13 protein-coding genes are annotated in these 16,337 nt (G+C 73.8%); 5 read left to right on the plus strand and 8 right to left on the minus strand.

Annotated features, from left to right (window positions below):
- Positions 1-68 precede the first annotated feature (68 nt).
- Entirely contained in the window at positions 69-1,355 is a 1,287-nt protein-coding gene (locus AC6CH9_RS02205; protein ID WP_498153444.1) for an adenylosuccinate synthase, read from the minus strand.
- Positions 1,356-1,660: 305 nt separating this feature from the next.
- Here AC6CH9_RS02205 and AC6CH9_RS02210 point away from each other — a divergent pair, with 305 nt between their 5' ends.
- Both AC6CH9_RS02210 and AC6CH9_RS02215 read left to right on the plus strand, forming a co-directional pair.
- On the plus strand, positions 1,661-2,095 hold the full coding sequence (locus AC6CH9_RS02210) for a DUF3151 domain-containing protein (RefSeq protein WP_047233595.1): 435 nt from the start codon (positions 1,661-1,663) through the stop codon (positions 2,093-2,095).
- A gap of 76 nt (positions 2,096-2,171) precedes the next feature.
- The gene (locus tag AC6CH9_RS02215) at positions 2,172-2,534 is read left to right on the plus strand and encodes an STAS domain-containing protein (RefSeq protein ID WP_498153445.1); all 363 of its coding nucleotides are present in this window, start codon (positions 2,172-2,174) and stop codon (positions 2,532-2,534) included.
- Positions 2,535-2,549: 15 nt separating this feature from the next.
- Here AC6CH9_RS02215 and AC6CH9_RS02220 read toward each other — a convergent pair whose 3' ends face one another.
- Positions 2,550-4,772, minus strand: coding sequence for a SpoIIE family protein phosphatase (locus AC6CH9_RS02220; protein WP_498153446.1), 2,223 nt, complete (start codon positions 4,770-4,772; stop codon positions 2,550-2,552).
- Positions 4,773-4,910: 138 nt separating this feature from the next.
- Between AC6CH9_RS02220 and AC6CH9_RS02225 the strand changes: the two genes are divergently transcribed.
- Positions 4,911-5,336, plus strand: coding sequence for an STAS domain-containing protein (locus tag AC6CH9_RS02225; RefSeq protein WP_498153447.1), 426 nt, complete (start codon positions 4,911-4,913; stop codon positions 5,334-5,336).
- Between the two features lie 106 nt (positions 5,337-5,442).
- On the opposite strand, the gene fbaA is transcribed toward AC6CH9_RS02225, so the two are convergent.
- From fbaA to AC6CH9_RS02240, 3 genes are all read right to left on the minus strand, one after another.
- Positions 5,443-6,465, minus strand: coding sequence for a class II fructose-bisphosphate aldolase (gene fbaA / locus AC6CH9_RS02230; protein WP_498153448.1), 1,023 nt, complete (start codon positions 6,463-6,465; stop codon positions 5,443-5,445).
- Positions 6,466-6,575: 110 nt separating this feature from the next.
- Positions 6,576-7,340, minus strand: coding sequence for a TrmH family RNA methyltransferase (locus AC6CH9_RS02235; RefSeq protein ID WP_498153449.1), 765 nt, complete (start codon positions 7,338-7,340; stop codon positions 6,576-6,578).
- The gene (locus AC6CH9_RS02240) at positions 7,337-8,176 is read right to left on the minus strand and encodes an SDR family oxidoreductase (protein WP_498153450.1); all 840 of its coding nucleotides are present in this window, start codon (positions 8,174-8,176) and stop codon (positions 7,337-7,339) included. The genes AC6CH9_RS02235 and AC6CH9_RS02240 overlap by 4 nt, the downstream gene beginning before the upstream one ends.
- 116 nt (positions 8,177-8,292) lie before the next feature.
- Here AC6CH9_RS02240 and AC6CH9_RS02245 point away from each other — a divergent pair, with 116 nt between their 5' ends.
- Both AC6CH9_RS02245 and AC6CH9_RS02250 read left to right on the plus strand, forming a co-directional pair.
- Positions 8,293-9,105, plus strand: coding sequence for a VTT domain-containing protein (locus AC6CH9_RS02245; RefSeq protein ID WP_498153451.1), 813 nt, complete (start codon positions 8,293-8,295; stop codon positions 9,103-9,105).
- A 1-nt stretch (position 9,106) separates the two neighbouring features.
- On the plus strand, positions 9,107-9,880 hold the full coding sequence (locus AC6CH9_RS02250; protein ID WP_498153452.1) for an HAD-IIA family hydrolase: 774 nt from the start codon (positions 9,107-9,109) through the stop codon (positions 9,878-9,880).
- Between the two features lie 111 nt (positions 9,881-9,991).
- Here AC6CH9_RS02250 and AC6CH9_RS02255 read toward each other — a convergent pair whose 3' ends face one another.
- The 3 genes from AC6CH9_RS02255 to AC6CH9_RS02265 form a co-directional block, all read right to left on the minus strand.
- Complete coding sequence (locus AC6CH9_RS02255; protein WP_498153453.1) at positions 9,992-14,728, minus strand: HtaA domain-containing protein; 4,737 nt, start codon at positions 14,726-14,728, stop codon at positions 9,992-9,994.
- 234 nt (positions 14,729-14,962) lie between these two features.
- Positions 14,963-15,538 carry an orotate phosphoribosyltransferase gene (pyrE, locus tag AC6CH9_RS02260; RefSeq protein ID WP_375822652.1) on the minus strand — a complete coding sequence of 192 codons (576 nt, stop codon included), beginning with the start codon at positions 15,536-15,538 and terminating at the stop codon, positions 14,963-14,965.
- A gap of 25 nt (positions 15,539-15,563) precedes the next feature.
- Positions 15,564-16,328 carry an SDR family NAD(P)-dependent oxidoreductase gene (locus tag AC6CH9_RS02265; protein ID WP_375822654.1) on the minus strand — a complete coding sequence of 255 codons (765 nt, stop codon included), beginning with the start codon at positions 16,326-16,328 and terminating at the stop codon, positions 15,564-15,566.
- Positions 16,329-16,337: the final 9 nt, after the last annotated feature.

A 16,337-nucleotide genomic window follows, 5' to 3' on the forward strand; every position in this document is an offset into this window, starting at 1 on the left:
ACGGCCCGGACACCCTGCGGGGCGTCCGGGCCGTGGGCGGCGTGCGTCGTCGGTTCAGGGACGGCGGCTCAGTGGATGAGGTCGTGCCGCGGGATGATCGCGTCGCGGCTCGGGCCGACGCCGATCGCGGAGATGCGCGTACCCGACATCTCCTCGAGCGCGAGCACGTAGCGCTGCGCGTTGACGGGCAGGTCCTCGAACGTCCGCGCGCCGGAGATGTCCTCCCACCAGCCGTCGAGCTCCTCGTAGATCGGCTTCGCGTGGTGGAACGCCGTCTGGTCGAGCGGCATCTCGTCGTACCGGACGCCGTCCACGTCGTACGCGACGCAGACCGGCACCTTCTCGAAGCCGGTGAGGATGTCGAGCTTGGTGAGCACCATGTCGGTGATGCCGTTGACGCGGGTCGCGTAGCGCGCGATCACCGAGTCGTACCAGCCGCAGCGGCGCGCGCGGCCCGTGGTGACGCCGTACTCGCCGCCCTGCTTGAGCAGGTACTCGCCGTTCGCGTCGAACAGCTCGGTGGGGAACGGGCCCTCGCCCACGCGGGTCGTGTACGCCTTGATGACGCCGATGACGGAGCTGACGCGCGTCGGGCCGACACCCGAGCCGGTGAGCGCCCCGCCCGCCGTCGCGTTGGACGACGTGACGAACGGGTAGGTGCCGTGGTCGACGTCGAGCATGGTCGCCTGGCCGCCCTCGAAGAGGACGTTCTTGCCCGCGTCGAGCGCCTTGTTCAGCTCGAGCGCCGTGTCCGCGACCATCGGCTTGAGCCGGTCGGCGTACTGCAGCAGCTCGGCCACGGTCTCGTCGACCGTGATCGCGCGACGGTTGTAGACCTTCACCAGCAGGTGGTTCTTCTGGTCCAGCGAGCCCTCGATCTTCTCCGCGAGGATCTTCTCGTCGAACAGGTCCCAGATGCGGATGCCGACGCGGTTGATCTTGTCCGCGTACGCCGGGCCGATCCCGCGGCCGGTCGTGCCGATGCGGCGCTTGCCGAGGAACCGCTCGCTCACCTTGTCGATCGTCCGGTGGTACCCCGCGATCACGTGCGCCGAGCCCGAGACGAGCAGGCGGGAGACGTCCACGCCGCGCGAGATCAGGTCGTCGAGCTCCTGGAACAGCACCTCGATGTCCACGACGACGCCGTTCGCGATGACCGGCGTGACGCCCGGGGACAGGATGCCCGACGGCAGCAGGTGGAGCGCGTACTTCTCGTCCCCGATGACGACCGTGTGGCCGGCGTTGTTGCCGCCGTTGAACTTGACCACGTAGTCGACCCGGGAGCCGAGCAGGTCGGTCGCCTTGCCCTTGCCCTCATCGCCCCACTGGGCACCGACGAGCACCACGCCTGGCATGGAATCCCCACTTTCGCACTGCCTGTTCCTCGGGCCGGTCATGGTCGTGGGCGCACCGGCGTCCGGAGCGGAGCGGGCAGGTCGTGCCCGACGGCGCTGGGCCCGCGGGCCCGAGGCGTCACCCGGGCGGCAGTCACCCGGGGACCGGCGCCGAGTTTACCGGCCATTGACCTTTCGGGCGTCCGCCGCCCACGGCGCGTCCGCCGAACCCGTGATCACTCCTCGTCGTGCGGCCGGTGTGGGGAGCGACCCCGGGTTCGGCACGTTCCGGTGCCGCGTGAGCCCCGGGCGGGCAGAATGGCTCCATGAGCGACACGCACGCGAACCTCCTCGACGGCCCCGCGCCGGTCCGCCTCCCCGACGACTTCGCGCACGTCCGCGACGCCATCGCGGCCGACGGCGACCCGTACGAGATCGCGGGCCGCTCGCCGGCGAGCTCGCTCGCGTGGGCATACCTCGCGGAGGACTTCCTCCACGAGAACGGGTCCCGCGGCGCCGTGACGGCGTACGCCTTCGCGCGCACCGGGTACCACCGCGGCCTCGACTCCCTGCGCCGCGCGGGGTGGCGCGGCCAGGGCCCGATCCCCGCCGACCACGTCCCGAACCAGGGCTTCCTGCGCGCGCTGCTCGCGCTCGCCGAGTGCGCCGCGTACCTCGGCGAGGTCGAGGAGGCCGAGCGCTGCGAGCAGTTCCTGCGCGACTCCGGCACGTCGGCCGACGAGGTCCGCGCCCTGCGCTGACCAGCCCGGGTCGCGCGCCCGCCGTGCAGGGGCGGTGGACGCGCGACCCACCCGGGCGGCGATTAGAGTCGACGGCATGATCGAGATCGCCACGTCCCCCGCGACGACGACGCTCGTCATCGCCGGAGACCTCGATCTCGCCGAGCGTGACCAGTTCCCGGAGATCGCCGCGCGCGTCGTCGGGCTGCGCCGCCAGCTCCTCGTGATCGACATGTGCCGCGTGACGTTCATGGACTCCACCGGCGCGGCGTTCCTCATCTCGCTCGCGGACTCGGGGCGCAAGCGGGGCGGCGCCACGGTGCTGCGCGGCTGCGACGACCGCGACCTCTTCGTGCTCGAGGTCTGCGGGGCGCTCGAGCTGTTCCGCATCGACTCCGACCACCGCTGCGAGCCCGCGACGCCGCCGTCCGGGTTCGCGAAGGTCGAGCCCCAGGCCTGACGCGCCCGAGCGGTCCTACCGCCCCGAGGGGCGCAGCGTGGCCCAGACGAGCTTGCCCGACGCCGTCGGACGCCAGCCCCAGTCCGCGAGCCGCTCGACGATCTGCATGCCGAACCCGCCCATGCGGTTCGGGTGCCCGTCCGTCGGGACGGGCGGCGCCGGGTTGGAGTCCTCGACCTCGACACGGATGCCGTCCCCGGTGTCGAAGAGGCGCAGCGCGAGGTGCCCCCACCCGTGCAGGACGCCGTTCGCCACCAGCTCCGAGACGACGAGCTCCGCGTTCGCGCTGTCGCGCACGCCCCAGGCCTGGCACGTGCGCACGACGGCGTGCCGCGCGCGCCCGATGGACGCGGGCTCGCTCGGCAGGAGCCACCGGCGGCTGCGCGGGCTCAGCACGACCGCCGACGCGTCGTGCACCGGGTCGGGGATGCGCACGACGACGAGCGCGACGTCGTCCTCGGGGGCGTCCGCGAGGCGGGACAGCAGCTCCTCGCCCACGCCCGCGGCGTCGACGGCCGTGACGGCCTCGGACGCGGCGACGAGCGCCTCGAGCCCGACGCGCAGCGCACGGTCCCGGCGCTCGATGAGGCCGTCGGTGTAGAAGACGAGCGTGTCGCCCGGGGCGAGCGCCGCGACGCCCGTCGACCGGCTCCGGCCGCCGAACCCGACGAGCGCTCCCCCGGCGTCGTCGAGCTGCGTCACGGTGCCGTCCCGCAGCAGGAGCGGCGGCAGGTGCCCGGCGCGCGAGTACTCGATGCGCCACGCGTCGTCGGGCTGCTCGGCGTCGGGCTGGGTGAGCGCCGCGTAGACGAGGCTCGCGGAGCGCGGGATGCGCATGCCCTGGACGAGCTGGTCGACGCGCTCGAGCACCGGCCCGGGCGTCGTGAGCTCGTACGCGTACGACCGCACGACCGAGCGGAGCTGGCCCATCGCCGCCGCCGCCTCGACGTCGTGGCCCACGACGTCGCCGATCACGAGGCCCACGACGTCGGGCGCGATCTGGAGCACGTCGTACCAGTCGCCGCCCACCTGGGCGTGCTCCGAGTTGGGCGCGTAGTAGGTCCACACGTCGAGGCCGGTCACGTCGGCCTGCTCGGGCAGCATCGCGCGCTGGAGCGTCTCGGCGAGCCGGTGCTCGCGCGCGTAGAGCCGCACGTTGTCGATCGCGGTGCCGGCGCGGCGCGCGATGATCTGGAGGAGCGTGCGCACCCCCTCGCGCGCCTCGGCCTCCGTGCCGAGCCCGTGGAGCGCCGCGTCGGGGACGTCGCCCGTGACGAGCAGGCCGAGGATGCGCCGCCGTCCCGGGACGGCGGTGACCGTCACGGAGCCCGGCCGGTGCGGCAGGCCCGAGAGCCGGTGGTGCAGGTCGCGCTGGAGCCAGCCGGAGGCCGACCACTGCGGGTACGTGGCGGAGAGGTCGAGGGTCACGGGGCCCTCGATGCGCCCGTCGAGGACGTCCTGGACGCGGTCCGGCACGTCCACGAGGCGCACGCGCGGCACCGACCCGGTGACGGCGGCGGAGTCACCGAGGGCGTCGGTCGTGTGCAGGCCGGGCGCGACCGGGAACGCCCCGGGCGTGTAGCGGCCGTGCCGCTGCCCGCGCCCGCTCGGAGGCGCGGCGGTGTCGACGCCCTCCGCGTACCGGAGGCCGTCGTCGTTGAGGTAGAAGCCGGCCCAGTCGACGACGTACCCGGCGAGGAGCTCGGTGATGTCGCGCAGCGCGTAGGGCTGGTCGAGGTCGGCCAGGAGGTCGGAGCTGCGGGAGACGACGTCCAGCACCGCGCGCTCGCGCCGCTCGAGCGCGAGCGACGCGACCTGGGCCGCGTACCGCTCGAGGTGCTCGGAGACGTCGACCTGCACCCCGACCCAGTGGGTCACGGTGCCGTCCGGGGCGGCGAGCGGGGCGAGCGAGAGCTGCGTCCACACCGGGGAGCCGTCGCGGCGCAGGGCGCGGACGGTGTGCGTCACCTCGCGCTCCTCCGCGATCGCCGCACGCAGCTCCTGCGCGTCCACCGGCTCGGCGAGGAGGGACTCGAGGACGTGGGGGCTGCGGCCGAGGACCTCGGCGGCGGCGAACCCGGTCTGGCGCTCGAACGCGGCGTTCACCCACACGATCGGCATCTCGTCCGCGCGCGGTCCCGTGACGAACATCGCGACACCGGTGCCCTCCATCGCGCGCGCGCACAGCTCCTGGACGTGCGCGGGCAGGTCGGTGCCGAGCCCCGGCGAGCTGCCCATCGTCACCTCCGACGGTCCGTGCGTCGATCGTCTGGAAACCGACGCCACGGTCGCGTTACTGTCCCGACTGGACATTCAACCGTAGATTGGTGCTTCCCGAGACCGGAACGGGTCGGGACCACGCAGAGAGGAGCGCCGGTGCGCGAAGGTACACCCTCGTCCGCCGACCGTCCGGTCGGCGTCGCCGGCGACCCCGCCGGGGCGGGCGACCCGGCGAGCGTGCACGTCATCGTGGGCACGACGCGGGCCCGCATCGTGCTCTCCGGAGAGATCGACGCCGACCTCGGCGCCGACCTCCAGGAGGCGACCGCCGCGGCGGAGGACTCCGGCCTCCCGGTCGAGATCGACGCGCACCACGTGACCTTCATGGACTCGTCGGGTGTGGCGTTCCTCGCACGCCTCGCCTCGCGCGGCCCGCACCGGGTCCGCGTCCTGCGCGCCCCGCCGACGGTCCGGTTCCTCCTCGAGGTGACCCGCATCGGGGAGCTGCTCGACATCGTCGACGTGGACCCCGGCTTCGATCTCGACGAGCCGCCGGGAAACGGCGGTACCACCGCGGACTGAGGGCGCCCGACCTCCCTCACGCCGGAGAGCGACGAAGGCCCCCGGTCCTCGCGGACCGGGGGCCTTCGTGCACCCGAAGCCGGCGGCGAGCCGGCTCCTGCGGGCGTCAGCGGATCTTGTTGCCCGCCGAGCGCAGCTGCTGCGACGCCTCGACGATGCGGGCGGCCATGCCGGCCTCGGCCAGCTTGCCCCAGGCGCGCGGGTCGTAGGCCTTCTTGTTGCCGACCTCGCCGTCGACCTTCAGGACGCCGTCGTAGTTCGAGAACATGTGGCCGACGACCGGACGCGTGAACGCGTACTGCGTGTCGGTGTCGATGTTCATCTTGATGACGCCGTAGTCGACCGCCGCCGAGATCTCCTCGGCCGTGGAGCCGGAGCCGCCGTGGAAGACGAGGTCGAACGGGTTCGCCTTGCCGACCTTCGCGCCGACGGCCTCCTGGATCTCCTTGAGGATCTCCGGGCGGAGCTTGACCGCACCCGGCTTGTACACGCCGTGCACGTTGCCGAACGTGAGGGCCGTCAGGTAGCGGCCCTTCTCGCCCGTGCCGAGCGCCGCGATCGTCGCGAGACCGTCCTCGACCGTGGTGTAGAGCTTCTCGTTGATCTCGGCCTCGTGGCCGTCCTCCTCGCCACCGACGACGCCGACCTCGATCTCGAGGATCGTGCGCGCCGCCTGCGAGAGCTCGAGCAGCTCGGCCGCGATGGTGAGGTTCTCGTCCAGGGGGACGTCCGAGCCGTCGTACATGTGCGACTGGAACGTCGGCAGGCCGCCGTTCTTCACCTGCTCGGCCTCGAGGGCCAGGAGCGGACGGACCCAGGAGTCGAGGTTCTTCTTGACGCAGTGGTCGGTGTGGATCGCGATCTGCACGGGGTAGCTGTTCGCGACCTCGCGCGCGTACGCCGCGAGCGCGAGCGAACCGGCGATGCGGTCCTTGACCGTCGAACCCGAGCCGTACTCGGCGCCGCCCACGGAGACCTGGATGATGCCGTCGGACTCGGCCTCGGCAAAGCCCTGGAGCGCGGCGGTGATGGTCTGCGACGAGGTGATGTTGACGGCCGGGTAGGCGAACGAGCCTGCCTTCGCCCGGTCGATCATCTCGGCGTAGACCTCGGGGGTAGCGATGGGCATGCGAAGCTCCTGTGGAGTCGTGCGGGGTGGACTGTCGGGTCAAAGTCTGGCATGGATGACAGCGCGGGCGTCAGGGCCGTTCGACCTGTGGTCGCCCGGTGACCACGCCTCTACCTCGCGCCGCCGCCCGGGGCCAGGTGCTGCGCGGCCCATGCGTGCACGGCGATCGCGCCCGCCGCCCCGGCGTTGATCGAGCGGGTCGAGCCGTGCTGGGTGATGTGCAGGACGTCACGGCACGCGGCGACGGCCTCGGGTGTCAGCCCGGTGGACTCCTGGCCGAGGAGCAGCACGCACGACGCGGGCAGCGCGTACCCCTCGATCGGGACGGAGCCCGGGAGGTTGTCGACGCCCAGGAGCGGCAGCCCCTCCCCCGCGGCCCAGTCCGCGAGGTCGTCGACGGAGGCGTGGTGGTGCACGTGCAGGTAGCGGTCGGTGACCATCGCGCCGCGGCGGTTCCACCGGCGTCGCCCGACGACGTGCACGCCCGCCGCGTTGAACGCGTTCGCCGTGCGCACCACGGACCCGATGTTGAGGTCGTGCGCCCAGTTCTCGATCGCGACGTGGAGCGAGCGCGCCGGGTCGCGACGCGCGTCGAGGTCGGCGACGACCGCCTCGACGGTCCAGTAGCGGTAGGCGTCGACGACGTTGCGCCGGTCGCCGTGCGCGAGCAGCTCGGGGTCGTAGCGAGGGTCGAGTCGGGTCGCCCCGGGCGGGCCCCCGGGGTCCGGGACGCGCGGCCACGCGTCCGGCCCGCCGGGCCACGGCCCGACCCCGACCTCGCGCTCCTCGGCGCGCTCGTCGGTGCGCTCGCCGTCGGACCCGGCGGCGGGTCGCGCCTCGGGCGGCTCCGCGCGCACCCCGTCGGACGGCGTCACGCGCGCTCCCGGAGCCACTCGCGGTAGGTGAGCGTCCCGTAGCGGTGCTCGGGCACGAGGTTGTGGCCCGCACGGAAGAACTCGCCCAGCGGGCCGGGCAGCGGCACCCCGACGACGGGGCGGCGCGAGCCGTGCGCGGTGCGCCACGCGCGCGCCATGTCGCGCGCGTCGAGGACCTCCGGGCCGCCGATCGTCACGGTCGCGGCGGGGCCGGGTCCTGCCACTGCGCCCGCAGGCGGCGTCCCCTCGGCGGCGTCGACGAGCGCCCGGGCGACGTCGGCGAGCGCGATCGGCTGGAACCGCACCCCGCGCGGCACGGGCAGCAGGCCGAGGCGTGCCCACCGCCCGAGCCGCCCGTCGCGTCCGAGGAAGATCTCCAGGAACTCGTGGAACTGGGTCGCGCGCACGACCGTCGTCGGGACGCCCCCTGACGACAGGACCCGCTCCTGCCCGGCCTTCGCGCGGTAGTACCCGTAGTCACCCAGGTCGACGTTCGCGATGGAGAGCACGACGACGCGGCCGGCACCCGCGCGGTGCGCGGCCCCGGCGAGGCGGCGCGCGCCGACCGTGAAGACCTTCATCGCCCCGGGCGACGTCCCGTTGCTCGCGTCGACCACCGCGTCGACCCCGGCGAGCGCCGCGTCGAGCGCGAGCGCGACCGCGCCGTCGTCGGACCCGAGGAGGTCGACGCGGTGGTGCGCCGTCCCGGGGACCCGCGCGACGCCGTCGGGCGCGTGCCGCGAGAGCACCCGCACGTCGTGGCCGCGCACGGCGGCCTCCCGCACGACGGCGCGACCCGCCGCACCGGTCCCGCCCACCACCGCGATGCTCGCCATGCCGGACATTCTGCCCGGCACCGTGCCGCCGCCGCGGGCCGTCCGCGCGGGAGCGCAGCACGGGAGCACGTGCGGCGTCCCGGACGGGCAGGTGGGCCCCACTACGCTGGTGACCCGTGAACACCCTCGCCGAGCTCGCCTCCGCCCTGCCCGGTGCCGCGCACGCCGCGGGCCTCGGCGCCGCGGGACCCGTCGCCGCGCTGGGCCCGGACTGGATGGACCCGATGACGCTCATCGAGCGCTTCGGCGACGCCGCGCTCGTCGGCATCGTGGTCGTGATCTTCATCGAGACCGGCCTGCTGTTCCCGATCCTGCCGGGCGACTCGCTGCTGTTCACCGCGGGCGCGCTCGTCGCGCAGGACTCGCTCCAGATCAGCCTGCCCGTGCTGCTCGCGCTGCTCTTCGCGGCGGCGTTCCTCGGCGACCAGACGGCGTACCTCATCGGGCGCACCGTCGGGCCCAAGGTGTTCGACCGGCCGGACTCGCGGTTCTTCAAGCGCAAGTACATCGACCAGACCAACGCCTACTTCGAGAAGTACGGCGGCCGGACGATCGTCATCGCGCGCTTCGTGCCCATCGTGCGCACCTACGCGCCGGTCGCCGCGGGCGTCGGCAAGATGCACTACCGGCACTTCGTGGGGTTCAACGCGCTCGGCGCGCTGCTGTGGGCCGTGGGCCTCACGTGGCTCGGCTACCTGCTGGGGAACATCACGTTCGTCAAGGACAACATCGAGGCGCTCGTCCTGCTCATCGTGTTCCTCTCCGTGGTCCCGATGATCGTGGAGGTATGGCGCGGGCGCCGCGCCGAGAAGCGGGCCGCGGCGCTCGAGGCGCAGATCGCGGCCGACGCGGCAGGAACCGGCGGCGAGCACGCCGTCACCGAGGGCACGACCGCCGTCGGGCACGAGAAGGACGGGAAGGACGCCTGAGATGACACGCGAGATCACGAGCTGGCTGACGGACATGGACGGCGTGCTCGTCCACGAGGGCCACGCGATCGCCGGTGCACCGGAGTTCGTGCGGGCGCTGCGCGACAAGGGCCGCCCGTTCCTCATCCTGACGAACAACTCGATCTTCACGGCGCGCGACCTGCGCGCGCGCCTCGCGACGTCGGGCATCGACGTCCCCGAGGAGTCGATCTGGACCTCGGCGCTCGCGACCGCCCAGTTCCTCAGCGACCAGGTCCCGAACGGCAGCGCGTACGCGGTCGGCGAGGCGGGGCTGACGACGGCGCTCTACGAGGCGGGCTACACGCTCACCGAGTCCGACCCGGACTACGTGGTGCTGGGCGAGACGCGCACGTACTCGTTCGAGGCCATCACCAAGGCGATCCGCCTCATCCTCGGCGGCTCGCGGTTCATCTGCACCAACCCGGACACGACCGGCCCGTCCCAGGAGGGCCCGCTGCCCGCGACGGGCGCGGTGGCGGCGATGATCACCGCCGCGACGGGGCGCAAGCCGTACTTCGTCGGCAAGCCCAACCCCATGATGTTCCGCTCCGCGCTCAACCGGATCGACGCCCACTCGGAGAAGACGGCGATGATCGGCGACCGGATGGACACCGACGTCGTCGCGGGCATCGAGGCCGGGCTGTACACGTACCTCGTCATGACGGGGTCGACGAAGATGTCCGACGTCGACCGGTTCCCGTTCCGGCCGAGCAAGGTCGTCGACTCCGTCGCGGACCTCGTCGACCTCGTCTGAGTGCCCGCCGGGGCCGGTCCTGCCGGTCCACCGGCCCCAGGGAGCCCGTACGCACGACGGCGCCCGGTCACCTCGTAGGGTGACCGGGCGCCGTCGTGCGTGGGCGGTGGCTCAGGCGGTCGCGACCGCCGGCACGCGACCCGCGCGACGGCGCCGCACGGTGAGGATCGCCCCGCCCGCGAGGAGCAGGGTCCCCGCGAGGAGCGCGAGGCTCCCCGCGTCCGTCCCGGTCGAGGCGAGCGCACCGGAGTACGCGTCGCACTCGACGTCGCCGCCGACCGGGAAGCTGAACGTCACGGGCGAGAGCGCCGTGCCGGCCTCGTAGAACCCGGCGAACGCCTTCGCCCCGGCGGCCGTGAGGGTCGCGGGAGCGCCGCTCCACGTGATCGTTGAACCCGACGTCGACTTCTTGCCCGACAGGTCCAGGCTCGCGAACGCGACGCCGCTCGACGAGGACTTGTTGCCCTCCATGTCGCTGCTCTGGACGTCGACCACGAGCGTGCCCGACGACCCGTCCACGACGACGCGCGGGTTGCTGATCCGCAGGTCGAGGATGCCCTCGTGGCCCGAGAACGACACCGAGCCGCCGAAGCTCGCGCGCCCCTTGCCGAGGTCCGTGTTGAACGAGCCCTTGCCGCCGCTCCACGCGAACGCCGAGCCGGAGTCCTGCACGCCGCTCGTCGAGACCGAGCCCTTCGCGATCGGACCCGTCACGTACGCGCGGAACCGGTCGCTCACGCCCCACGAGAGCGTCGCACCGTTGACGCCCTGCGCGAAGCACTGCTCCGCCGCGCTGCCCGAGCCCGTGCCGGTGCCGGTCGTGCCGGCACCGACGATCGTGAGGGGCGCGGACGCCGTGTGGTCCGCGCCGATCAGCAGCAGCGTGTGCTCGCCCGGGGCGACGTCGTTCGGGATCGTCACCGTCGAGCTCGCGGCGCCGCCGGCGTTCGCGGTGACACCCGTCGCGAGCGTGCGCGGCGTCGAGCGGATCTCCGTGCGGATCCCCGCCTCGTGCGCGCCGAACCCGACGCCGCTGATCGTGACCTCGTCACCCGGACGGGCCTGCGCCACCGAGAGCGTCGCCCTCGCCGGGTCGGTCGGCGTCCCCGGCGTCCCGGTGCCCGGGGTGCCGATGGTGCCGCCGTCACCGGGGGCGGTCGACGCCGCGCCGACGGTGAACGTCACCGGGTCGAGCGCGGTGCCCGCCGGGTAGAAGCCGGAGAACGCGAGCGAGCCGTCTGCCGTGAGCGTCGCCGCAGCCTTCGTGTAGGTCACGGCCCCGTCCGCGCTCGTCGTCGGCGCACCGAGCGCGAGCGTGGCGACGACGACGCCCTTGCGGTCGAACGTCGAGCCGTCGAGCCCCGTCGAGCGTGCGTCCACGAGCAGGCGACCCGCACCGGGTCCGGTGACGTCGACGACCGGGTTCGTCAGCGCGAGGTCCAGCGCGCCGGAGTGGCCCGTGAAGCGGACCGTGCCGGTGTACTTCGCCGTGCCACGCCCCGAGGCCGAGGTCCACGTGCCGCCGTCGGCCTGGCCGAAGCGGAACAGACCGTCGACGACGCTCGCACCGCTCGTCGCGGTCGCCCCGCCGCTCGCCACCGGTCCGACGATGTAGCTGCGGAACGACTCCTTGACGCCCCAGGTCAGGGCGCCCGTCGTCGTCGGAGCGGTCGGCTTCGCGGTGACCGTGACCGTGACCGGAGCCGAGACCGAGCCGACGAACGCGGCCGGGTCCGCGGGCACGAACGTCGCCGAGACGACGTGCTTCCCCGCGGCGAGGCCGGTCGCCCGGTACGACGCGACGCCGTCGACGACCGTCGCCGTGCCGAGCGTCGTGTCCCCGGCGGTGAAGCGGACCGTGCCGGCCGCCTTCGGGGTGACCGTCGCCGTGAACGTCACGGCCGTGCCCTCGACGGCCGAGGTCGCCGAGGAGGCAAGGGCTGTCGTGGTCGGCCGGGCCTCCGGCGCGGGCTGGCGCACCGCGACCGGGGTGAACGTGTCGAGGCTGCGGTCGGTCGCCGAGAGACCGTGCGCCGCCGACGTCGCGACCACGTACTCCTTCGACGGGTCGAACGAGCCCGCGGGGACCGTCAGCGTCGTGGTGAACGCGCCGTCGACCACCTGCTGCGGCATGACCCAGCCGAGCTGGAGCCACCCCGTCGCGACGAGCGGGCCCGAGCCGTCCCAGATCGACTTCTCGCCGACCACCACGTACGCGCCGAACCGCGCGCCGTCGCCGACGAACCCTGTGCCCGAGACCGTGAACGTGTTCTCCACCGCCGGGTCCACCGGCGCCGACGGCGACACCGTCACCGTCGGCGTGGGCTCCGGAGCCGGGGCCGTGACGGTGAGCGTCGTGCTGCCCGTCACGCCGAGCTCCGACGTCACGACGACGGGGACGGGCCCCGCGGCAGCGTCGGCCGGGACGGCGAGCAGGATCGTGGCGCCGTCACGCGAGAAGGTCGCAGCCTTGCCGCCGAACGTCACGCCCTTGACGGCGTCACCGTCGACGAGACCGCTCACGGAGAGCCGCACGGTGCTGCCGGCCTCGACCGTCGTCGTGGCTGGCGTCACCGTGAGCGACGCGGGGGTGTCGAACGCGACGGGAGCGAAGAGCTCCTGGTCCGCGTTGGTCACACCGCCGGCGCCGTACGTGTAGACGCCGTACCGGCCGCCGTCGAGCAGGCCCGGGTCCTTCACCACGAGCCGTGCCGCGAACGTGCCGTCCTCGGCGATGTCCGTCCACTGCGCACGGATCACGGACTGGTACTGGGCGGGGACCTGGTCGAGCACCGGCTCGGCGAGGGCCCACGCCTGGGACCCGACCTTGCGCGTCGACGATGCGGCGCCCTCGGACGGACGCCACTGCTCGGCGAAGCTGCCGAACACGACGTACGTGCCCTGCGGCAGCGTCGCCGGGATCGGGACGCCGCGGCCACCGACGTTCGCCGCGGGGTCGAAGCCCGAGCCCTGGACGACGATCGTGTCTCCCACCGAGACCTCGGCGTCGCCGAGCGGCGTCACGCCGTCCTCCGTGAAGACCGCGATCTCCGGCTCCCAGACGGGGGCGGCGGGCTCGGTCGTGAACGCGACGGGCGCGTAGAGCTCCTGGGCGGCGTTGACGGTGCCGCCGGCGGCGTAGGTGTAGACGCCGTAGCGGCCGCCCTCGAGCTCCAGCTCGCTCGCGACGAGCTCGGCGGTGAACGTGCCGTCCTCGGACAGCTCGGCCCACTGGCCGCGGATCGCGCTCTGGTAGCGCGGGTCGACCTGGTCGAGCGCCGCGGACGAGAGCGCCCACTGCTGCGACCCGGCCTTGCGCGCCGACGACGCGACGCCCTGCGACGGCCGCCACTCCGGCGCGAACTTGCCGAACACCACGTAGGTACCGGCGGGGACGCCCCCGGAGATCGGCGGGCGGTTTCCGGCGGGCGCGACGTTCGCCTCCGGGTCGAAGCCCGAGCCCTTGACGACGATCGTGTCGTCCGGGCGCACCGGGGCGTCGCCGAGCGGAGTGGTGCCGTCGGCGGCGAACAGCTCGATCGACGGCTCCCAGCCGGGCTCCGGGGTCGTGGCGCCCTGCACCGAGACTGAGGTGAACGTGTCGAGGCTGCGGTCGGTCGCCGAGAGGCCGTGCGCGGCCGATGTCGCGACGACGTACTCCTTGGCCGGGTCGAGCTTCCCCGCCGGGACGGTGAGGGTCGTGGTGAACGCACCGGCGCGCACCTGCTGCGGCATCACCCAGCCCTGGGCGAGCCAGCCGCTCGCGACGAGCGGGCCGCTGCCGTCCCAGATCGAGGCGTCTCCGAGGAGCACGTACGCACCGTTCGCCGCGCCCGCGCCGACGAAGCCGGTGCCGGAGATCGTGAACGTGTTCTCCACCGCCGGGTCCACCGGGGCGGACGGCGAGACGGTGACCTCCGGGTCCACCGCGGGCTCGGGCTCGGGCTCGGGCTCGGCGGCGGTCACGGAGTGCACGACACCGGCCGACGTCGAGGCGACGAAGGCCGCCGGGTCGGCCGGGTCGAAGGTCGCGCTGAGCTCGTGCGCACCGGCGGCGAGGCTCGCCGTCTCCAGGCGCGCGACGCCGTCGGCCACCGGCGCGGTGCCCAGCACGGCGCTGCCGTCACGGAACGCGACCGTGCCCGCTGCGGCGGGCGCGACGGTCGCGGCGAGCGTCACGGTCGTGCCCGCGACGGAGGTGCCCGCCGGCGTCACGGCGAGCGTGGTCGTCGTCGCCTGCGCCGGGGCCGCCGGCTCGGGCGACTCGACGCGCGCGGTCAGCGTCGCGATCGGCTTGCCCGCGTACGACGAGAAGTAGGAGGAGACGTCGCCGAGCGACGCCGCGACGGTCCCGTTCGCCACGAACGTCACCTGGTCGCCGTCGCGCGTCGCCGACACGGCGACGTCCGCGACCTTGGCACCGTCGCCCGCCCCGGCGTTCACCGTGCCCGCGAAGTCGGCGTGGAGGACGCCGGTCGTGGGGCCGGTGAGGTCGAGGCGCAGGTCGGAGACGGTCACGTCGAGCGCGCCGTGGTGGCCCTGGTAGCGGGTCGCGCCACCGAGCCGCACCGTGCCGGTGCCGGACGCGTCGTCGTACGTGCCGGACGCCGGGCCGTAGGAGGACTGGCCCCCCTGGAGGGCCGGCGTGACCGTGCCCTGCGCGATCGGGCCGGTGACGTAGGACGTCCAGGAGTCGACGAAGTTCCAGGTGGCCGAGCCGCCTGTCACGTCGGTCGGGGCCGCCTGCGCGGGGGCCCCCGCGCCCGCGACGGTCAGGCCGGCGGCGAGGGCCGCGGCGAGGAAAGAGGCGAGGCCGCGGCGGACGCGTCTCGACGATGAAGTGCGCACAAGGTCTCCCGTGCTGGTCCGGGCGAGGTCCCGGCGGGAGCGGGACCGACGACGCGGAGCGTTCTGACGCTCCGTCGTGACGGACCATATAAGGCTCGCCTCACCAAAGCAAGGTAAGCCTGACCTATCTCCGTGTGACGCGCGCCTCGTCGCACGGCTGCTCGCACGACGACGCCCCGTGGCGCGGCCACGGGGCGTCGTCAGGACGGCGGGAGGACCGGGATCGGGCCGGGCTCAGGCCAGGCCGAGGTCTTCCAGGCTGAAGAGGAAGTGGTACGGCACGCCGAGCGCCTCGATCTTCTCGCCCGCGCCCGTCGCGCGGTCGACGATCGTCGCGACACCGACGACCTCCCCGCCCGCGGCACGGACGGCCTCGATCGCCGTGATCGGCGACCCGCCCGTCGTCGTGGTGTCCTCGACCACGACGACCTTGCGGCCGGCGACGTCCGGGCCCTCGATCTGCCGCTGCATGCCGTGCGCCTTGGCCGCCTTGCGCACGACGAACGCGTCGAGGTCCTGCCCGCGCGAGGCCGCGGCGTGCAGGAGCGCGGTCGCGATGGGGTCGGCCCCGAGGGTCAGCCCACCGACGGCGTCGACCTCGGCCGTCCCGAGACCGCGCTCCTCGAGGAGGTCGAGGAGCTGGTGCCCGATGAGCGGCGCGGCCCGGTGGTGCAGCGTCACCCGCCGCAGGTCGACGTAGTAGTCCGCCTCCTTGCCCGAGGAGAGCGTCACCCGGCCGTGCACGACGGCGAGCTCGCGGATGAGGTCGAGCAGCTGCTCGCGGGGCGTCGCGGAGAGATCACTGGTCACGCCGCCAGCGTAGTCGGCTCCCGGTTCAGCGGTACTTGCCGATCGCCCGGACGGCCGAGCGCGGCATCGCCCGCAGCGCGGCCGACGCGACGCGGTAGCGGACCGACGGGGTCGAGATGACGACGCCGCGCCGGACGTCCGCGAGCGCCGCGGCGACCACACGGTCGGCGTCGAGCCACGCGAGGTCCGGCAGGACGGACTTGTCGATGCCCGCGCGGTCGTGGAACTCCGTGTGCGTGAAGCCGGGGCACAGGACGGTCGCAGAGACACCCGTGCCGTGCAGCTCGACGGCGAGCCCCTCCGTGAACGAGCGCACCCACGCCTTCGCGGCAGCGTAGGTGCCGCCCGCGGTGAGCGCCGCGACCGACGCGACGTTGAGGATCGCGCCGCGACCCCGCTCCGTCATCTGGCCCGCGGCCGCGTGCGACAGGACCAGGACGGCCCGGACCATGACGTCGAGCGCGCGCAGCTCGACGTCCAGGTCGCCGTCCACGAAGTGCTGCTGGGTCGCGAAGCCCGCGTTGTTCACGAGCAGCCCGACCGGCCGCTCGTCCGGGCCCCCGGTCGAGGCGAGGCGCTCGGCCACGCGCGCGACGTCGTCGGGCACGGACAGGTCCGCCGGCAGGACCTGGACCCGCACGCCCGCGGCGGCCCGGATCTGGCCCGCGACCTCCTCGAGGCGCGCCTCGTCGCGCGCGACGAGCACGAGGTCGTGCCGCGCCGTGGCGAGCTGCCACGCGAACTCCAGGCCCAGGCCGGCGCTCGCGCCGGTGATGAGTGCTGTCGCCATGGCCACAGC

The sequence above is a fragment of the Cellulosimicrobium sp. GQ32 genome, assembly GCF_059758455.1.